This window comes from Arthrobacter globiformis (assembly GCF_003261175.1).
In the GTDB taxonomy this organism is placed as follows: domain Bacteria; phylum Actinomycetota; class Actinomycetes; order Actinomycetales; family Micrococcaceae; genus Arthrobacter; species Arthrobacter globiformis_A.
In genome coordinates this window covers 184,630-201,548 of record NZ_QLNP01000105.1, presented here as the reverse complement: position 1 = coordinate 201,548, position 16,919 = coordinate 184,630, and the positions used below count along the sequence as shown (strand labels likewise).

14 protein-coding genes are annotated in these 16,919 nt (G+C 65.9%); 5 read left to right on the top strand and 9 right to left on the bottom strand.

What is annotated here, in order from left to right; genetic code table 11:
* The first annotated feature begins 8 nt into the window (after positions 1–8).
* Entirely contained in the window at positions 9–1,595 is a 1,587-nt protein-coding gene (locus tag DBZ45_RS21695; RefSeq protein WP_111905871.1) for an HNH endonuclease, read from the top strand.
* A 33-nt stretch (positions 1,596–1,628) separates the two neighbouring features.
* Here DBZ45_RS21695 and DBZ45_RS21690 read toward each other — a convergent pair whose 3' ends face one another.
* The 3 genes from DBZ45_RS21690 to DBZ45_RS21680 form a co-directional block, all read right to left on the bottom strand.
* A complete protein-coding gene (locus DBZ45_RS21690; RefSeq protein WP_111905870.1) occupies positions 1,629–2,057 on the bottom strand; it encodes an HIT family protein in 429 nt (142 codons plus the stop codon).
* Positions 2,054–3,208 carry an NAD(P)-dependent alcohol dehydrogenase gene (locus tag DBZ45_RS21685; RefSeq protein WP_111905869.1) on the bottom strand — a complete coding sequence of 385 codons (1,155 nt, stop codon included), beginning with the start codon at positions 3,206–3,208 and terminating at the stop codon, positions 2,054–2,056. Before DBZ45_RS21685 ends, DBZ45_RS21690 begins: the two co-directional genes overlap by 4 nt.
* 134 nt (positions 3,209–3,342) lie before the next feature.
* On the bottom strand, positions 3,343–4,182 hold the full coding sequence (locus DBZ45_RS21680) for a sulfurtransferase (protein ID WP_111905868.1): 840 nt from the start codon (positions 4,180–4,182) through the stop codon (positions 3,343–3,345).
* Positions 4,183–4,256: 74 nt separating this feature from the next.
* Here DBZ45_RS21680 and DBZ45_RS21675 point away from each other — a divergent pair, with 74 nt between their 5' ends.
* Positions 4,257–5,336, top strand: a complete 1,080-nt coding sequence (locus DBZ45_RS21675) for a PLP-dependent cysteine synthase family protein (protein WP_111905867.1) — start codon at positions 4,257–4,259, stop codon at positions 5,334–5,336.
* Here DBZ45_RS21675 and DBZ45_RS21670 read toward each other — a convergent pair.
* Positions 5,333–5,989: an MBL fold metallo-hydrolase gene (locus tag DBZ45_RS21670; protein ID WP_111905866.1), complete on the bottom strand. Its 657-nt coding sequence runs from the start codon at positions 5,987–5,989 to the stop codon at positions 5,333–5,335. The genes DBZ45_RS21675 and DBZ45_RS21670 overlap by 4 nt on opposite strands.
* Before the next feature lie 95 nt (positions 5,990–6,084).
* Between DBZ45_RS21670 and DBZ45_RS21665 the strand changes: the two genes are divergently transcribed.
* Positions 6,085–6,549, top strand: coding sequence for a Fur family transcriptional regulator (locus tag DBZ45_RS21665; RefSeq protein WP_102972039.1), 465 nt, complete (start codon positions 6,085–6,087; stop codon positions 6,547–6,549).
* A 49-nt stretch (positions 6,550–6,598) separates the two neighbouring features.
* Here the strand turns inward: DBZ45_RS21665 and DBZ45_RS21660 are convergent, their stop codons facing one another.
* From DBZ45_RS21660 to DBZ45_RS21640, 5 genes are all read right to left on the bottom strand, one after another.
* Complete coding sequence (locus DBZ45_RS21660) at positions 6,599–7,474, bottom strand: metal ABC transporter permease (RefSeq protein WP_111905865.1); 876 nt, start codon at positions 7,472–7,474, stop codon at positions 6,599–6,601.
* Positions 7,474–8,289, bottom strand: coding sequence for a metal ABC transporter ATP-binding protein (locus tag DBZ45_RS21655; RefSeq protein ID WP_190243221.1), 816 nt, complete (start codon positions 8,287–8,289; stop codon positions 7,474–7,476). Before DBZ45_RS21655 ends, DBZ45_RS21660 begins: the two co-directional genes overlap by 1 nt.
* Positions 8,286–9,272 (bottom strand): metal ABC transporter solute-binding protein, Zn/Mn family, encoded by a 987-nt coding sequence (locus DBZ45_RS21650; RefSeq protein WP_111905864.1) that lies wholly within the window; start codon positions 9,270–9,272, stop codon positions 8,286–8,288. The genes DBZ45_RS21655 and DBZ45_RS21650 overlap by 4 nt, the downstream gene beginning before the upstream one ends.
* A 127-nt stretch (positions 9,273–9,399) precedes the next feature.
* Complete coding sequence (locus tag DBZ45_RS21645; protein WP_111905863.1) at positions 9,400–10,470, bottom strand: hemolysin family protein; 1,071 nt, start codon at positions 10,468–10,470, stop codon at positions 9,400–9,402.
* On the bottom strand, positions 10,467–11,897 hold the full coding sequence (locus DBZ45_RS21640; RefSeq protein WP_111906020.1) for a hemolysin family protein: 1,431 nt from the start codon (positions 11,895–11,897) through the stop codon (positions 10,467–10,469). The genes DBZ45_RS21645 and DBZ45_RS21640 overlap by 4 nt, the downstream gene beginning before the upstream one ends.
* Before the next feature lie 367 nt (positions 11,898–12,264).
* Here DBZ45_RS21640 and DBZ45_RS21635 point away from each other — a divergent pair, with 367 nt between their 5' ends.
* Complete coding sequence (locus DBZ45_RS21635; RefSeq protein WP_111905862.1) at positions 12,265–16,092, top strand: multifunctional oxoglutarate decarboxylase/oxoglutarate dehydrogenase thiamine pyrophosphate-binding subunit/dihydrolipoyllysine-residue succinyltransferase subunit; 3,828 nt, start codon at positions 12,265–12,267, stop codon at positions 16,090–16,092.
* Positions 16,093–16,234: 142 nt separating this feature from the next.
* Entirely contained in the window at positions 16,235–16,834 is a 600-nt protein-coding gene (locus DBZ45_RS21630; RefSeq protein WP_111905861.1) for a GDSL-type esterase/lipase family protein, read from the top strand.
* The last annotated feature ends 85 nt before the right edge of the window (positions 16,835–16,919 follow it).

Genomic DNA, 16,919 nt, shown 5'->3' with positions numbered 1-16,919 from the left:
CTGTGTCCATGGAAGGCATCGGAAATTCAGCACTGACAGCAGCGGCGCCGCGCGTCGTTCTGCACGCTGCCGCGGTTCCTGACGCCTTTATTGCAGACGCCGTTTTTCCTCTAGCCGCGTTCCCCGAAGGTGCGTTCGTGAACGACGGGCTTCCGTATGACGATGACCTCGACGCCGCGTTTCCGGCATCCTTTGCGGAGGACCCGTTTCCGGAGGTTCTGTTTGCCGACCGTCCTTTTGACGGGGACCACTTTGACGACGCGGTTCTCTCCGGCTCCGCTGCAACCTCGGGCTGGTTTCTCCCGGCAGCTGACCTCACGGCAGGCAATGCGGGGCTGATCGACCAGGTCCGCGCCTACGAGAACGTCAAGTGCTGGGCCGCCGGGCAACAGGCGAGGCTGTCCGTCACTTTCGAGGCCAGGCTCCGCCAGGAATCCGCCGACCGGCGGCCCCTGGCCGCGGAAGACCTGGGCAAGGACCGCGGCAAAGACAGTGGCCTGGGCGCGGCTGAACAGATCGCACTGGCCCGCGGCGAGTCCCCCAACCGCGGACAACGGTTGCTCGGCACGGCCAAAGCCTTGGTACAGATGCCCCACGCCCAGGCAGCGCTGGAGAACGGGCAGCTGAACGAAGAGCGCGTCATGCACATCGTGAAAGAGACCGCCTGTTTGCGCGTCGAGGACCGGACGGCCGTTGATGAGGAACTCGCCGCCGACACCGGCACCTTCAACGGTGCCGGAACCCGGGCCGTCATCGCAGCCGTCCGCGCCGCCGCGATCCGGCGGGATCCCCGCTCCGTCGCCCAGCGCGCCAGCCACGCCGTCTCGGAACGCAGGGTGAGCCTGCGCCCCGCCCCGGACTGCATGACCTATTTGACGGCGCTGCTGCCCGTCCACGAAGGCGTCGCGGTCCTCGCGGCGCTCACCCGGAACGCCGACACCCTGCACGCCGCCGGAGACCCGCGCACCCGCGACCAGATCAAAGCCGACACCCTCGTTGAAAGGACCACCGGCACCCCCGGCGGCATCACCGGCATCGAACTCAACCTCGTCATGACCGACCGGACACTCCTCCAAGGCGACAGCGAACCCGCCCACATACCGGGCTACGGCACCGTCCCCGGAGACTGGGCCCGGAAGCTGGTGACCACCGAACAGGCCAAGGGAGTTGAGGAGCTGAAGACCTGGGTCCGGCGCCTCTACACTGCACCCGGGACCGGGGATCTGGTGGGCATGGACTCGCGGCGGCGCCTGTTCCCGGCACCGCTGCGCCGCTTCATCCAAATCCGCGACAACACCTGCCGAACGCCCTATTGCGACGCCCCGATCCGCCACCACGACCACATCACCCCGTGGCACGACGGCGGCCCAACGTCCCTGAGTAACGGCGCGGGACTGTGCGAAGCCTGCAACCACACCAAAGAACTCACCGGCTGGAAAGCAAAACCCAAACCCGGACCCCGGCACACCATCGAACTGACAACGCCCACGGGCCACAGCTACCAGTCAGGCGCGCCTCCGTTGCCGGGATCTGGGCTGTCCCGAGCCGACGTGCGCGAAAGGCACGAATCCGAGCATCCCGGCCCTGCCCCGTGACCCGCCGGGCGGCCGGGCACGCCGTGCCCCAGCTTATGCCTCCGGCACGAACTCCCCGTAGCCGGCGTCACGCAGGCCTGCACGCAGCTTCTCGGCATTGGCGTCCAGCCGCGCCGGATCGGGGTTATGCTCGGCTGTGGCGAAGTTGTACTCCGCCATGCTGTTGGAAGGCCACACGTGCACGTGCATGTGGTTGATTTCGTAACCGGCCACGATGAGTCCCGCCCGGGCTGCCCCGAACGTGTCCACCTGCACGGCACCGATGCGCCGGGCCACTTCCATGACCCTGGCAAGGGTCTCCGGCGAGGCGTCCGTCCAGCGGTCCACTTCCTCGGTCGGAACAACCAGGGTGTGCCCGTCCGCAAGCGGACCCATAGTGAGGAACGCGGAGACGTCCGGTTCGCGCCAGACAAACCGGCCAGGGATCTCCCCGTTGAGAATCTTGGTGAACAGCGTGCTCATGCGTCAGCCCTTTCCGACGGTTCCTGCAGTGTGGATGCATCCAGGACAAAACGGTACTTCACATCGCCTGCGACCATCCGGTCATAGGCGTCGTTGAGTTGCTCAGCACCAACCAGTTCGATGTCCGAGACCACTCCGTGCTCGGCGCAGAAGTCAAGCATCTCCTGCGTCTCGGCGATGCCCCCGATCAGGGAACCGGCATAGGAGATCCGTCGCCGGATCAGTGCCCCTGGGTTCACCGGCGGCATGGCCTCGGAGGGCAGACCGAGCTGGAACAGGGCCCCGTCCCTGCGCAGGGTCCGGAAGAAGGGGTTGAGGTCGTGCGGTGCTGCCACCGTATCGATGATGACGTCGATGCTCCGGTTCTCAGCGGCCATCGCTTCTTCATCCCGGGAAAGCACTACTGCGTCAGCGCCCAGTTCCAGCGCTGCCGACACCTTGGATTCGGACGTAGTGAAGACCTTGACCTCGGCTCCCAACGCTTTGGCCAGTTTGACGGCCATGTGCCCAAGACCGCCCAGACCCACAACCCCGACCGTGTGACCTGCCCGGACGCCGAAGTGGCGCAGCGGCGAAAACGTGGTGATGCCTGCACAAAGCAGCGGGGCAGCTGCTGCAGGGTCCAGACTTTCCGGCACCCGCAGGACGTACCGCCGGTCCACCACCACCGACGTCGAGTAACCGCCTTGGGTGACGGCGTCCCCGTTCCTGGCGTCTTTGGCTCCGTACGTCCCAGTCAGGCCGCGTTCGCAGTACTGCTCCAGCCCTTCGAGGCAGCTCCCGCATTCCCTGCAGGAGTCCACCATGCAGCCCACGCCCACGCGGTCTCCCGGTTGAAAGTCCTCCACGTCGGCACCGACGCGGCTGACCCTGCCCACAATCTCGTGGCCCGGAACGAGCGGGTAGTTCTGGGAGCCCCACTCCCCCCGGGTGGCGTGAACGTCCGAGTGGCACAGCCCGCAGAACTCGATCGCAATTTCGACGTCGTCGGCTTTGGGTGCCCGGCGGCCAACGGTCAGTCCGACCAGGCCGCTAGTGGCGGAGGACGCGCCGCGGGCTGCGGCAAGGCGTCCCTCAAGGGGTTCGACGGCGGTCTCGTCCAGTTCGATTCGCAGGTTCAGCGGCGGGGGCACGGGGCGTCCAGGAGTCATATGGCGACGCTACCGCGGCACCCCGGCGAGTTCCAACTACCGGTGCGCTCCGTATCTGGCCCACCGCAGATTGAGCTTGTCGAAATCAATCCCGGTTTCGACAAGCTCCACCACCGGGCGGCCCACGGTCATCACTACCCGGGATCCGCGCCCGTGGCCACCGGGCGGGAGGCGTCATTGGACCATTCGGAGAAGGAGCCGGGAAACAGCGCGGCACTGAAACCGGCGATTTCCAGGGCCGCCATCTCATGCGAGGCCGTCACGCCGCTGCCGCAATAGACGGCGGTGGGCGTCGCTGCGTCGACCCCAAGGTTGGCGAAGCGCTGCCGCAGCGCCTCGGCTGGGAGGAAGCGCCCGTCGTCGTCGAGGTTCCCGGTGGTGGGCGCGCTGACGGCGCCCGGAATGTGGCCGGCCCGGGGGTCCACCGGTTCGACTTCCCCGCGGAACCGTTCCCCGGCGCGCGCATCCAGCAGCACGCCGCCGGCTGCCCAGTTCGCGGCTCCGTCGGCGTCGGTCACTTGCATGCTGCCATCGGCGAGCACCACGTCTCCGGTATCCGGCTGCACTGGCCCGCCCTCCACCGGCAAACCTGCCGTGCGCCAGGCGGCCAGGCCGCCGTCGAGCAGGTAAACGGTGCGCACGCCGGCATTCCGGAGCATCCACCATGCCCGGGCAGCCGAGGTGTTGCCGGCATCGTCGTAGGCGACCACAACGTCGCCGTCGCGAATTCCCCAGGACCGTGCCGCTTCTTGGAAGCGGGCCGGCGAAGGCAACGGGTGGCGTCCGCGGCCGGGATCTGCCGGGTCCGCCAGCTGGGTGGGAAGGTCCACGTACACAGCGCCCGGGATGTGCCCGGTCAGATAGTGGCTGCGTCCTTCTGCATCCCCGAGCGCCCAGCGGACATCGAGCACCACGGTCCTCTGGCCGGCTGCCATCCGGGCCTTCAGCCCTGCCACGTCAATGAGGGTGTCCATACGTCTCCTTGGGGGTTTGCCTGCAGATCAGCACCAACTCTAGCCGCGGCTGCCCGCGCCGGTAGGCTGAATCCGTGAGCAGGCGATTCAGTGAACGGGCATGGGCGGATGAGGCTATCCGCAAGATCAACGCGGAAAACAACCGGTCGGCCGACACCCACCTCTATTCGGTGCCGCTGCCGGAACACTGGGGCGTCCAGCTGTACCTCAAGGATGAATCTACGCACCGCTCCGGAAGCCTGAAGCACCGGCTGGCACGTTCCCTCTTCCTGTTCGGGCTGGTGAACGGGTGGATCCACGAGGGCACCACCATCGTGGAGGCCTCCAGCGGCAGCACCGCAGTTTCGGAGGCCTACTTCGCACAACTCCTGGGCCTGCCGTTCGTCGCCGTGATGACCCGTACCACCAGCCCGGAAAAAATCGCCTTGATAGAACAGTTCGGCGGCGCCTGCCTCCTGGTGGACCATGCCTCCGAGGTGTACGCCGCAGCCGCCGGGGTTGCCGCCACGAGCGGCGGCCACTACATGGACCAGTTCACGTACGCCGAGCGCGCCACGGACTGGCGCGGCAACAACAACATTGCCGAATCCATCTTTGAACAGCTGGCCCTGGAGGAGCATCCGGTCCCCCGCTGGATTGTGGTGGGGGCCGGAACGGGCGGGACCAGCGCCACGATCGGCCGCTACCTCCGCTACCACCGCCACGCCACGTCCCTGGCGGTTGTCGATCCGGAAAACTCCGCCTTCTACCCCGGCTGGCGGAGCGGCGCTGCGGACTTCAGCACCGGCATGCCGTCACGGATCGAGGGGATCGGCCGGCCCCGCATGGAGCCAAGCTTCGTCCCCTCGGTCATCGACCACATGATCCAGGTTCCCGACGCTGCGTCGGTGGCGGCCATGCGGCACCTGCACCCGCTGGCAGGGCTGCACGCCGGGCCGTCCACGGGCACCAATCTTTGGGGTGTCTGGCAGCTCGTGGCCCAGATGGTGGCGGACGGCGAACGGGGCAGCATCGTGTCCCTGATGTGCGACGGCGGTGACCGGTACGCCGGCAGCCACTACAGCCCAGCGTGGCTGGCGGCCCAGGGACTGGATCCGCAGCCATACGAGGACACGCTGAAGGCATTCTTCGAGACGGGTGTCTGGCAGCCCTAAAGCTCCACGGACTCCCGGCTGGAGAGGTGGGTATATTCGGTGCCGTACTTGGCGCCGATCCGCTTGACATGGCCCTCCACCAGGCCGAGGCCGGTGTCATTCAAGAGACCGTCGTGGATGTTGAACGCCCGCTCGGCACGGACGCCGATCACGAAGTCCACCACCTCGCTGACCTTGTTCCACGGGGCGTGGACCGGGACCAGGAGCGTGCGCACGCTGATACCGTCCGGGATGATGAACGAGTCGCCCGGGTGGTACACGTTCTCGTCCACGAGGTAGCCGACGTTCGCGACCACGGGAATCTGCGGGTGGATCAGGGCGTGCTGGCCGCCGAAGCTGCGGACCGTGAAGCCTGCGGCGTCAAACCCCGTCCCGGGCTCTACGGCATGCACACGGTCCGCGGCATCCGGCGCTTCCTTGCGGACGTTCTTCGCCACGCCCTCCGGTGCGAAGAGCTCCAGCCCGCCATTGTCCCCAAGCGCAGCGGCCACGGCGGGAACATCGATGTGGTCCGCGTGCTCGTGCGTGATGAGGACGGCGTGTGCGCCGTCCAGCGCCTCGGCGGTTTCGGAGAAGGTCCCCGGATCCAGGACCAGCACGTGGCCGTCCTTTTCGAGCCGGACACAGGCGTGCGTGAATTTGGTCAGCTTCATGAAGCTAGCCTAGGGACGGCCCCGATCAGTGTCCACGCGCCTCCGGCTGGTAACGTTAAAGCCTGCCATTACCCGGAAGAAAAGCGAGTTCATCCATGCCACAACGCACCAGCGCTGACGGCAGACCACAGGCACCTTCGACGGCGGCCGGCGGGAAAGAGCAGCGCGTCACCAAGCAGCGGATCGCTGTCAGCGCCGCCCTGGACGAACTCAATGACTTCGTGAGCACCCAGGAGCTGTACCGGATCCTCCAGAACAAGGGTGTCTCGGTCTCGCTGGCCACCGCCTACCGGATCCTGCAGTCACTGGCCGACGAGGAACTCGTGGACGTGCTGCGCAACGGCGACGGCGAGGCCGTCTACCGCCGCTGCGCCGTGACGGTGCACCATCACCACCTCCTGTGCCGCAACTGCGGCAAGGCCGTGGAAGTGGAGGCCCCCGCCGTCGAGACCTGGGCCGCGCGGACCGCGCAGGAGCACGGCTTCACGGAAGTGGCCCACACAGTTGAAATTTACGGCCTCTGCCCCGACTGCTCCGCACGCAAGGCCGCCGCGCAGTAGGAAGCGGGTGCAGTAGGCACCGAGTGCATTAGTAAGCGGCCCAAAGAATTCAGGCGGTCCGCATGACCCGGCCGTTGAGGCCGCGCCTGGCGCGGACGCTGCCGATGACCCGGCACACCACGTAGATCAGGAACGACAGCGTGGTGACGTAGGGGCTGATGGGGATGCGCCCCCCGAGGGCGAGCAGAATTCCCCCTACCGTTGCCGAAACGGCGAACACCACACTGAGCAGGACAACAAGGCGCGGCGAGGACGTCACCCGCAGGGCCGCCGCCGCCGGAGTGATCAGCAGGGCCAGAACCAGCAGCGCACCCACGATCTGGATCGACAGCGCCACGCTGACGCCCAGGAGCACCATGAAAACCAGGGCCAGGGACCGCACGGGAACACCGCGGGCCTCGGCCAGCTCGGGATCAACGCTGGCGAAGCTCAGCGGGCGCCAGATGACGCACAGCGCCGCCATCACGGCCACCGCGGTCCCCGCCAGCACCTGGAGCTGGACGGTGTCCACGGACACAATCTGCCCGGTGAGGAGTCCGAACTTGTTGGCTGCCCTGCCCTCGTAGAGCGACAGGAAGAGAATGCCGAGCCCGAGGCCAAAGGGCATGATCACGCCGATGATGGAGTTCTTGTCCCGCGCCCGGACTCCCATGAGACCGAGCAGGAGCGCGGCCGCAACGGACCCCACGAGGGAGCCGAACACCACGTCGGTGCCGACCAGGAGCGCGAAGGCGGCGCCGGCGAACGACAGCTCGGAGATTCCGTGGACGGCAAACGCCAGGTCGCGCTTCATCACGAAGGTCCCCACGAGGCCGCCGAGGAGACCAAGCACCGCGCCGGCCCACAGCGAGTTCTGCACCAGCACCAGCAATTCGCCGTAGTTCTCGAAGTTAAAGACCGACTGCAGGAGCGAATCCAGATCCATCAGGAACCCTCCCCCGCAGCAGCGTGCGCGTCGTCATGATGGTGGGTTGTGGCGTCGGGCAGTCCGACGACGACTATCCGGCCGTTGGCATGGATCACTTCCACGTTGCTGTCGTACAGGTCGGAGAGGACCTCGGTGGTCATGACCTCGTGGGGCGTTCCCACACTGAACCTGCCGCCGGCCAGGTACAGGATCCGGTCCACGTAGTCGATGATCGGATTGATCTCGTGGGTCACGAACACCACAGCACTCTTCCGGTCATGGCACTGCTTGTTGATGAGTGCGCTGACGGCCTGCTGGTGGTGCAGGTCCAGCGACAGGAGCGGCTCGTCGCAGAGCAGTACCTTCGGGTCGGTGGCAAGGGCCTGGGCAACGCGGAGACGCTGCTGCTCACCGCCGGACAGCTGCCCGACGGGAACCTTGGCATAGTCGCTTGCCCCGACCAGGTCCAGCAGTTCGTCGATCCTGCGGTTGGCTTTGGCGGTACCCAGCCGGATTCCCCAGCGGTGCCCGTCGACGCCCAGGCCCACCAGGTCGCGGGCCCGCATGGGGGTGTCGGGCAGGAAGGGCTTCTGCTGCGGGATGTAGCCGATCAGCCGGCTGCCCCGCTCCACAGGGTGGCCGCCGAGGCTCGCGTGGCCGGAGTGCAGCTCCTGCAGCCCCAGCAGGACCTTGAGGAAACTGGTTTTGCCACTGCCGTTTGGCCCCAGCACCGCGAAGAACTCCCCCGGATTGATGTCCAGGTTCAGGTCGTCCCAGAGGGTGCGCCGGCCGAACTTCAGGGACGCCTGTTTCAGGCTGATGACTGGGTTCAACGCTGGCTCTTCAGTGCTTTGCTGACGTTTTCCACGTTGTCCGCCATCCATTCCAGGTAGGTCTTGCCGTCCGGAAGCGTTTCAGTGAAATTCACCACGGGCGTTCCAGCGGCGCTGGCTGCGTTTTTGACGGCCTGGGTCTGCGGGCCTTCCGTCTGTTCGTTGTAGGCGAGGAAACTGGTGTCCTTTGCGGCCACCGTCGAGGTGGCTGCCTTCAGTACGGCCGGCGGAACGTCGGCGCCTTCCTCCACGGCGGCCGTGTACTCGGCAGGGGTGCGGTTCTCAAGTCCCGCCGCTTCCAGCAGGTAGAGGGGCACCGGTTCGGTCACGGCGACGCCAGCACCACCGTGCGAGGTCTTCATTGCGGAAATCTTACTCTCAAGCTTTGCGAGGCTGGACTTGAAATCGGCGGCGTTGGCAGTGAACTGGGAGGCCGACCCGGAGTCGAGCGCGCCGAGCCGGGCCGCCACGGCATCGGCGAGATGTGTCATGGCATCAAAGCTGTACCAGACGTGCTCGTTGAAGTTTCCGTGGTCATGGGCGTGCCCGTCCTCCGCGTGGGCGGAGTCAGCGTGCGCGGAGGCCGTGCCTGGCGCTTGCGGGGCCAGCCCGGAAACCTCCACGGCGCTGATGATGTTCTCGTGCGGCACATTGCTGTCGTCCGCCAGAGTGTGGATGAAATCGTCGTAGCCGCCGCCGTTTTCCACCACCAGCTTGGCTTTGGACACGGTCAGCCGGTCCTGGGCGTTGGCCTCGTAGGAATGCGGGTCCTGGCTCGGACGGGAGATGATGGCCGAGACATTGACCTTGTCCTTGCCGATGGCCTCAACGATGTCCCCGTAAACGTTCGTGGACGTGACGACGGCGATACGGCCGTTGGCCTCTGCACCTGCAGTCTCAGCCGCCGGCGAACCACAGCCGGTGAGAAGCAGGCCGAAGCCGGCCACGGCGGCGGTCAGGAAAATGCGGGCATTGCTGGGCACGGAAATACCTCGGTTCTGGACAGGTCAGGTCGCGGGGAGGGGCAACCCCTACTCGAGTGTAGCGCTAAATAGGAATGATTCCTATTTAGAGAATCGCGACTGCGGACTCGGCCTGGGCACCGGGCGGCTATTCGCCGTCGGAACTGCCCAGCCGCCGAATGCCTTTGGCCTGGGTCGCATCGCGGATCTCTCCCACAAGCTGCTCGATCACATCCTCCAGGAACAGCACTCCTTCGGTCTGGCCGCCCGGCCCGATGACGCGCGCCAGATGTGAACCGGAACGCTGCATCACGGACATCGCCTTTTCTATCTCGTCGTCGCGCGAGAGGTTTGCCAGTGACCGGATGCGGCTCTCCGCGATGGGCAGCTCATAGCCGGATTCCGGAATGGCAAGCACATCCTTGATGTGGAGGTAGCCGGCCAGCATGCCGTCGTCGTCCAGCATCGGGAAGCGGGAAAAGCCGGTCCGGCTGACAGCCTTTTCAAACTCCAGCGGCGAGGTCGAGGACCGCAGCATGACCAAGCGTTCCAGCGGGACCATGACACTGCCGGCGGTGTACTCCGAAAATTCGAGGGCGCCGGTGATCAGGCCGGCGTCGTCATCCACCAGGCCGTGCCGCGTGGACTCCTGCACGATGGACTGAACCTCCTCCAGCGTGAACGTCGAATTGACCTCGTCCTTGGGCTCGATGCCCATCAGCTTGAGGATGTGGTTAGCGGACCAGTTGAGCGCGGCGATGACCGGATTCACGATCCGTGCAATGAACATCAGCGGCGGAGCCAGGAGCAGCGCTGCCTTGTCTGCAACGGAGACGGAAATGTTCTTGGGCACCATCTCCCCGAACGTCACATGCAGGAACGTCACCAGCATCAGCGCCACGGCGAATGCCGAGACGTCGGCAATCTCAGTCGGCACCCCGAGCCCGGCAAGGGGGACGGCCAGCAGGTGGTGGATGGCCGGCTCGGCGACCAGCAGGATCAGCAGCGAGCACACCGTAATGCCCAGTTGCGCGCATGCCAGCATCAGTGAGACGTTCTCCATGGCCCGCAGCGTGGTCTGCGCGCGCAGGACGCCCTCGTCCGCCAGCGGCTCGATCTGGCTCCGGCGTGCCGACATGACGGCGAACTCAGCGGCCACGAAGAAGGCGTTGCCCAGGAGCAGCACCACCAGCCAGATCAGTCCTGCCCAGTCGCTCATGGCCGGCCGCCGTTCCCGGACTTGCCATTGCCGGACTTGCCATTGCCGGACTTGCCGTTGCCGGGTTTGCCGTGGTTAGCGGGTCTGCCGCCGTTGCCCGGCTTGCCGTGATTGGGGGCGCTGTCGCTGGGCGCACGGTGCGGCCTGAAACAGATCCGGTCGATGCGCCGGCCGTCCATCCTCGTCACGCTGAGCGTTCCGCCGCCCGCTTCCACGGTGTCCCCGACCTCGGGAATCCGTCCAAGCTCGCTCATGACATACCCGCCCACCGTCTCGTAAGCGGCCTCGTCGGGAACGGCGAGGCCCGGAATCTGTTCCGAGAGCTCGTCTGGCCGCATCAGGCCCGGAAAGTACCAGTCACCGGAGGCGCTTTGCAGCAGCCCCGGCCGGACCTTGTCGTGCTCGTCGGCCACTTCGCCCACGATTTCCTCGACCAGGTCCTCCAGCGTGGCGATCCCGGCAGTTCCGCCGTACTCGTCAAGCACCACGGCCAGCTGCAGGTTTCCTTCCCGCAATTCGGCGAGCAGGGCGTCCAGGTGGATGGTTTCTGGGACCCGGAGGACGTCGGTCATGATGGCACCGGCCTCGAGCTTCCGCCGCCGGTCCGGAGGAACTGCGATGGCCTTCTTAACGTGCACCAGCCCGCGGATATCGTCCGCAGACTCACCAATGACGGGAAAGCGCGAATATCCGCTGCGGCGGGCCGCGTCGATAATGTCCGAAACCGGCTGGTCGGCGTCAATTGTTTCCAGGCGGATGCGCGGCGTCATCACGTCAGCGGCGCTGCGGCCCGAGAAGTTCAGCGTGCGGGCAATGAAGTTCGCGGTCCCGGGATCGAGCGTGCCCATGGCCGCGGACCTGCGCACCAGGGAGGCAAGCTCCGCCGGCGTGCGGGCCCCGGAGATCTCCTCCTTGGCCTCCAGCCCGAAGACGTTCAGGACCTTGTTCGAAAAACCGTTCAGGACCACGATGGCGGGCTTGAAAATGGCGGTGAAGACCAGCTGCGGACGGGCCAGGGCACGGCCGATGCGGAACGCGAGTGCTATGGCCATGTTTTTGGGAACGAGCTCACCCAGGAGCATGGACAGCCCCGTCGCGATCACCATCGCGACCACGAGGGAGACGGAACCGGCCACCGGCTCGGGGATCCCGACGGCGGCAATGGGCGCCTCGAGCAGCACCCCGACGGACGGCTCCATGACGTAACCAGTCAACAGCGTGGTCATGGTGATGCCCAGCTGGCAGCTGGACAGCTGCGTGGACAAGGATTTCAGGCACCTGAGCAGCGGCACTGCGGCAGCGTCGCCGTCGTCAACGGCACGCTGCACTGTGGGCTGGTCAAGCGCAATAAGGGAAAATTCGACGGCGACGAAGAAGCCGGTTCCGAGGATGAGCAGCAGTCCGGCGGCGACAAGGAGCCACTCCATCATGGGCGAAAGCCCCCAGGCCGGCACCTGGATTTACCGTCCATGGCACCTATTTCTACTGTCCATAAGGATTGCAGTCTACAGGAGCAATGTGGGGCCACTGAGGACTGAAAGGGACTCACCCGGCCCGTCCGGAACCGCCGTCCCGGCACGGTGGAAGGACACTGTTCGGGGCTCGTTTGAATGCGATTTCGCCATAATTCGCGCGGTACATGATTTGGGTCACCCTTATTGGCAGTTAACCCGGAACGGTCATTAGACTGGCAAGGGTCTGGGTTCATAGGACACAGAAACTGGTTCGATCGTTGTGCCGTGGCACCTTAGGCGACCAGAGGGAAATCAAACTCATGGAAGAGGCGTATTTCAAGTGCCAGAGCAGCCTAGCCACCGTCTGCCAGAGGAATTTGGTGGAAACGAGTGGCTCGTTGACGAACTGTACGAGCGTTACCAGCAGGATAAGAACACGGTGGATGCCAAGTGGTGGCCCCTGTTCGAATCATTCGACAGCGGCAGCGGTCCATCTTCCAACGGCGTGCCGGCAGTGACGTCACCGGCGGCCAATCCGGCTACCCGCGAACTGCCTGTTGTCACTCCCCCGGCGCCCGCGAAGGCACCGGCATCCGCTACTCCCGCGGCCCAGGCGCCTGCGGCAGCTCCGGCATCGGCGCCGGCGGCAGCCCCCGCCCAGCCTGCACCTGCCAAGAAGGCTCCGGCAACGGTGGCCCGCGACGGCGCGAAGAAGACCGAGGCGGGCACCGGCGCCCAGCCTATCCCTGCCCAGCTGCCGAAGAACGTCAAGGCTCCCAGCGCCCCCGAGGAAGACGTCGTATCCGTCCTCCGCGGACCGGCCAAGGCCATTGCGACGAACATGGTCACCAGCCTCGAGGTGCCCACGGCCACCAGCGTGAGAGCGGTTCCGGCGAAGCTCCTGATCGACAACCGCGTTGTCATCAACTCCAACCTGGCCCGTGCCCGCGGCGGCAAGGTGTCGTTCACCCACCTCATCGGCTACGCCGTTGTCCGGGCCCTGTCCCAGTTCCCGTCCATGAACGTGTACTACGACGAGGTCGACGGCAAGCCCGTCGCGGTCCAGCCGGCACACGTGAACTTCGGCATCGCCATTGACATGCCCAAGCCCGACGGCACCCGCCTTCTGATGGTTCCCAACATCAAGAAGGCCGAAACCATGAACTTTGCGGAGTTCTGGCACACCTATGAGGACCTCATCAAGCGTGCCCGCAACGGCAAGCTGACGGCGGACGACCACGCAGGCACCACCGTGTCGCTGACCAACCCGGGCGGCATCGGCACCGTGCACTCCGTGCCCCGCCTCTCGAAGGGCCAGGCCGCCATCATCGGCGTTGGTGCCCTCGATTACCCGGCCGAATGGCAGGGCGCCAGCGAGAAGATCATCGCCCAGAACGCCATCAGCAAGATCCTGACGCTGACCTCTACGTATGACCACCGCGTCATCCAGGGTGCAGGCAGCGGCGAATTCCTCAAGCTCGTCCACTCCCTGCTCCTCGGCGCGCAGGACTTCTACGACGAGATCTTCGAAGCGCTGCGCATCCCGTACGAGCCGGTGCGCTGGAGCCCGGACCTGCAGGTGGACCCGGCCGACCAGATCAACAAGGTCGCCCGCATCCAGCAGCTGATCCACTCCTACCGCGTGCGCGGCCACCTCATGGCGGACACCGATCCCCTCGAGTACGTGCAGCGCAAGCACCCCGACCTCGACGTGCTCACCTATGGCCTGACCCTGTGGGACCTTGACCGCGAGTGGCCCACCGGCGGCTTCGGCGGCAAGCCGATGCTCAAGTTCCGCGACATCCTCGGCGTGCTCCGGGACGCCTACTGCCGCACCACCGGCATCGAGTACATGCACATCCAGGACCCGGCCGAACGCAAATGGTTCCAGGACCAGCTGGAGCACCCGTACTCCAAGCCGAGCCGCGACGAGCAGCTGCGCATCGTCTCCAAGCTGAATGCTGCAGAGGCTTTCGAGACCTTCCTGCAGACCAAGTTCGTGGGCCAGAAGAGGTTCTCGCTGGAAGGCGGCGAGTCACTGATTCCACTGCTGGACGCGGTCATCTCCGATGCGGCCGACGACGGACTGGACGAGGTCGCCATCGGCATGGCCCACCGCGGCCGCCTCAACGTGCTGACCAACATCGCCGGCAAGACCTACGCCCAGGTGTTCCGCGAGTTCGAAGGCACCCAGGACCCGCGCTCCGTGCAGGGTTCCGGTGACGTCAAGTACCACCTCGGCACCGAGGGCACGTTCACGTCGGACAACGGCAAGGAGACCAAGGTCTACCTCGCCGCCAACCCCTCGCACCTCGAGGCCGTGGACTCGGTCCTGGAGGGCATCGTCCGCGCCAAGCAGGACCGGCTGGACCAGGGACAGGCGTTCCCTGTGCTGCCCATCATGGTCCACGGCGATGCGGCCTTCGCCGGCCAGGGTGTTGTGGCGGAAACGCTCAACCTGTCCCAGCTGCGCGGCTACCGCACCGGTGGAACCATCCACATCGTGGTCAACAACCAGGTCGGCTTCACCACCGCACCGTCCTCCTCGCGCTCGTCCACGTACTCCACGGACGTCGCCAAGATGATCCAGGCTCCGATCTTCCACGTGAACGGCGACGACCCCGAGGCGGTTGTCCGCATCGGCCAGCTCGCCTACGAGTTCCGCCAGCGGTTCCACAAGGACGTTGTCATCGACATGGTCTGCTACCGCCGCCGTGGACACAACGAGGGCGATGACCCCTCGATGACGCAGCCGCTGATGTACAACCTCATCGAAGCCAAGCGGTCCGTCCGCAAGCTCTACACCGAGTCGCTGATCGGCCGCGGCGACATCACCGAGGAAGAAGCCGAGCAGCTGCTCCGCGACTACCAGGAACGCCTCGAGCGCGTCTTCGCCGAGACCCACGCCGCCCAGACGTCCCCGATTCCAATCATCACGGCCGATTCGGCTGCGGTATCGGACATCGAGCGCCCCCAGGCCCAGCAGTCGGACATCGGAGCGAACGCGCCAGCGTCCACGGCAATTTCCGCCGACACCCTCGCCCGCATCGGCAAGGCGCACGTCGAGATCCCCGAAGGCTTCACCGTCCACGCCAAGCTCAAGCAGCTGTTGGAGAAGCGTGAACAGATGTCCCGTGAAGGCGGCATCGACTGGGGCTTCGGCGAAATCGTCGCCTTCGGCTCCCTGATCATGGAAGGCGTGCCCGTACGCCTTGCCGGCCAGGATTCACGCCGCGGCACGTTCGTCCAGCGCCACGCCGTGTTCCACGACCGCGCCAACGGCAACGAATGGCTGCCCCTGGGCAACCTGTCGGACAACCAAGCCAAGCTCTGGATCTACGACTCCCTGCTGTCCGAATACGCAGCCATGGGCTTCGAGTACGGCTACTCGGTGGAGCGTCCCGACGCCCTGGTCCTGTGGGAAGCGCAGTTCGGTGACTTCGTCAATGGCGCGCAGACCATCATCGATGAGTTCATCTCGTCCGCCGAGCAGAAGTGGGGCCAGCGCTCGTCGCTCGTGCTGATGCTTCCGCACGGCTACGAAGGACAGGGTCCGGACCACTCCTCGGCCCGCATCGAACGCTTCCTGCAGTTGTGCGCCGAGGAAAACATGATCGTCGCCAACCCGACGACGGCCGCCTCGCACTTCCACCTGCTGCGCCGCCAGGCCTACAGCCGGCCCCGGAAGCCGCTCATCATCTTCACGCCGAAGCAGCTGCTGCGCCTCAAGGCCGCTGCCTCGTCCGTGGAGGACTTCACCACCGGCGGCTTCCGCCCGGTGATCGGTGAGCACGAGCAGCTGCAGGGGGACGCCGTCGAGCGTGTTCTCCTGGTCTCCGGACGCCTGTACTACGACCTGCTGTCCACGCGGCAGAAGACGGGTGACAAGACGACGGCGATCATCCGTGTCGAGCAGCTGTACCCGCTGCCGCAGGCGGAGATCGAAGCCGAGCTGGCCAAGTACCCGAACGCGGAAGTTGTGTGGGCGCAGGACGAGCCCGCCAACCAGGGTCCGTGGCCGTTCATGGGCCTGCACCTGCCGACCGCCCTGGACCGTCAGGTGCGCCTGGTTTCACGCCCGGCTTCGGCTTCCACCGCGGCCGGCTCCATGAAGCGCCACGCTGCGGAGCAGGACGCGCTCCTGAAGCAGGCATTCGCACGTAAGTAGCAGAACAGCTGCCCGGCCGGACGGTGACATACCGTTCCAGCCGGGCAGTTCTGTTTAATCGGCGTGAGTTAATGGACCTTTAGGCTGGCATTCAAACGGTCCGTATCCGGGACACGCCCTCCCAACAAGTGAAGAGGTAGTAGTGGAAGACAGGAAGCTGCGGATTGCGGCTGTTGGAGATGAACTGCTGGCCGGACTCGGCGATCCCCGGGCGCTGGGATGGCTGGGCCGGGTGCTCGCCCGCACTCCGCAGGACGGCATGACGGTGGAGAGCTTTTCGCTTCCGTGCCCCCAGGAAGGTACGGAAGGCCTGGCCGCGCGCTGGCTCGAGGAGGCCGGGCGCCGGTTCGCCGACAACCATGAGAACCGGCTGGTCATCGGTCTCTCCGGCCGGGACATCGAGTTCGGGCTGTCCACTGCCCGGAGCCGGCTGAACCTCGCCAACATCCTGGATTCAGCCACCCAGAGGCGGTTGGAGGTCTTCGTCGTGGGGCCGCCTCCCACCCTGGATCCGGTGCAGAACCGCCGCCTCGGTGAGCTGAACACTGCCTTTGCGGACGTAACCACCCGGCGCAAGCACCTCTACGTCGACACGTTTTCACCGCTGCTGAACCACGAACAGTGGCGCCAGGACCTCGCAGCCAACGGCGGCTCGCCCGGGCAGGCGGGCTACGGGCTGATGGCATGGCTGGTGCTCCACCGGGGTTGGTTCCAGTGGCTGGGGATGGACAGCCCGGAGTAGAATAGCCAGCTCGCGATATATCTTGATCTTCCGCCGCATGCGGACTAGCGTGGCTTCCACAGTCACGATATATCGCAATTGGAGG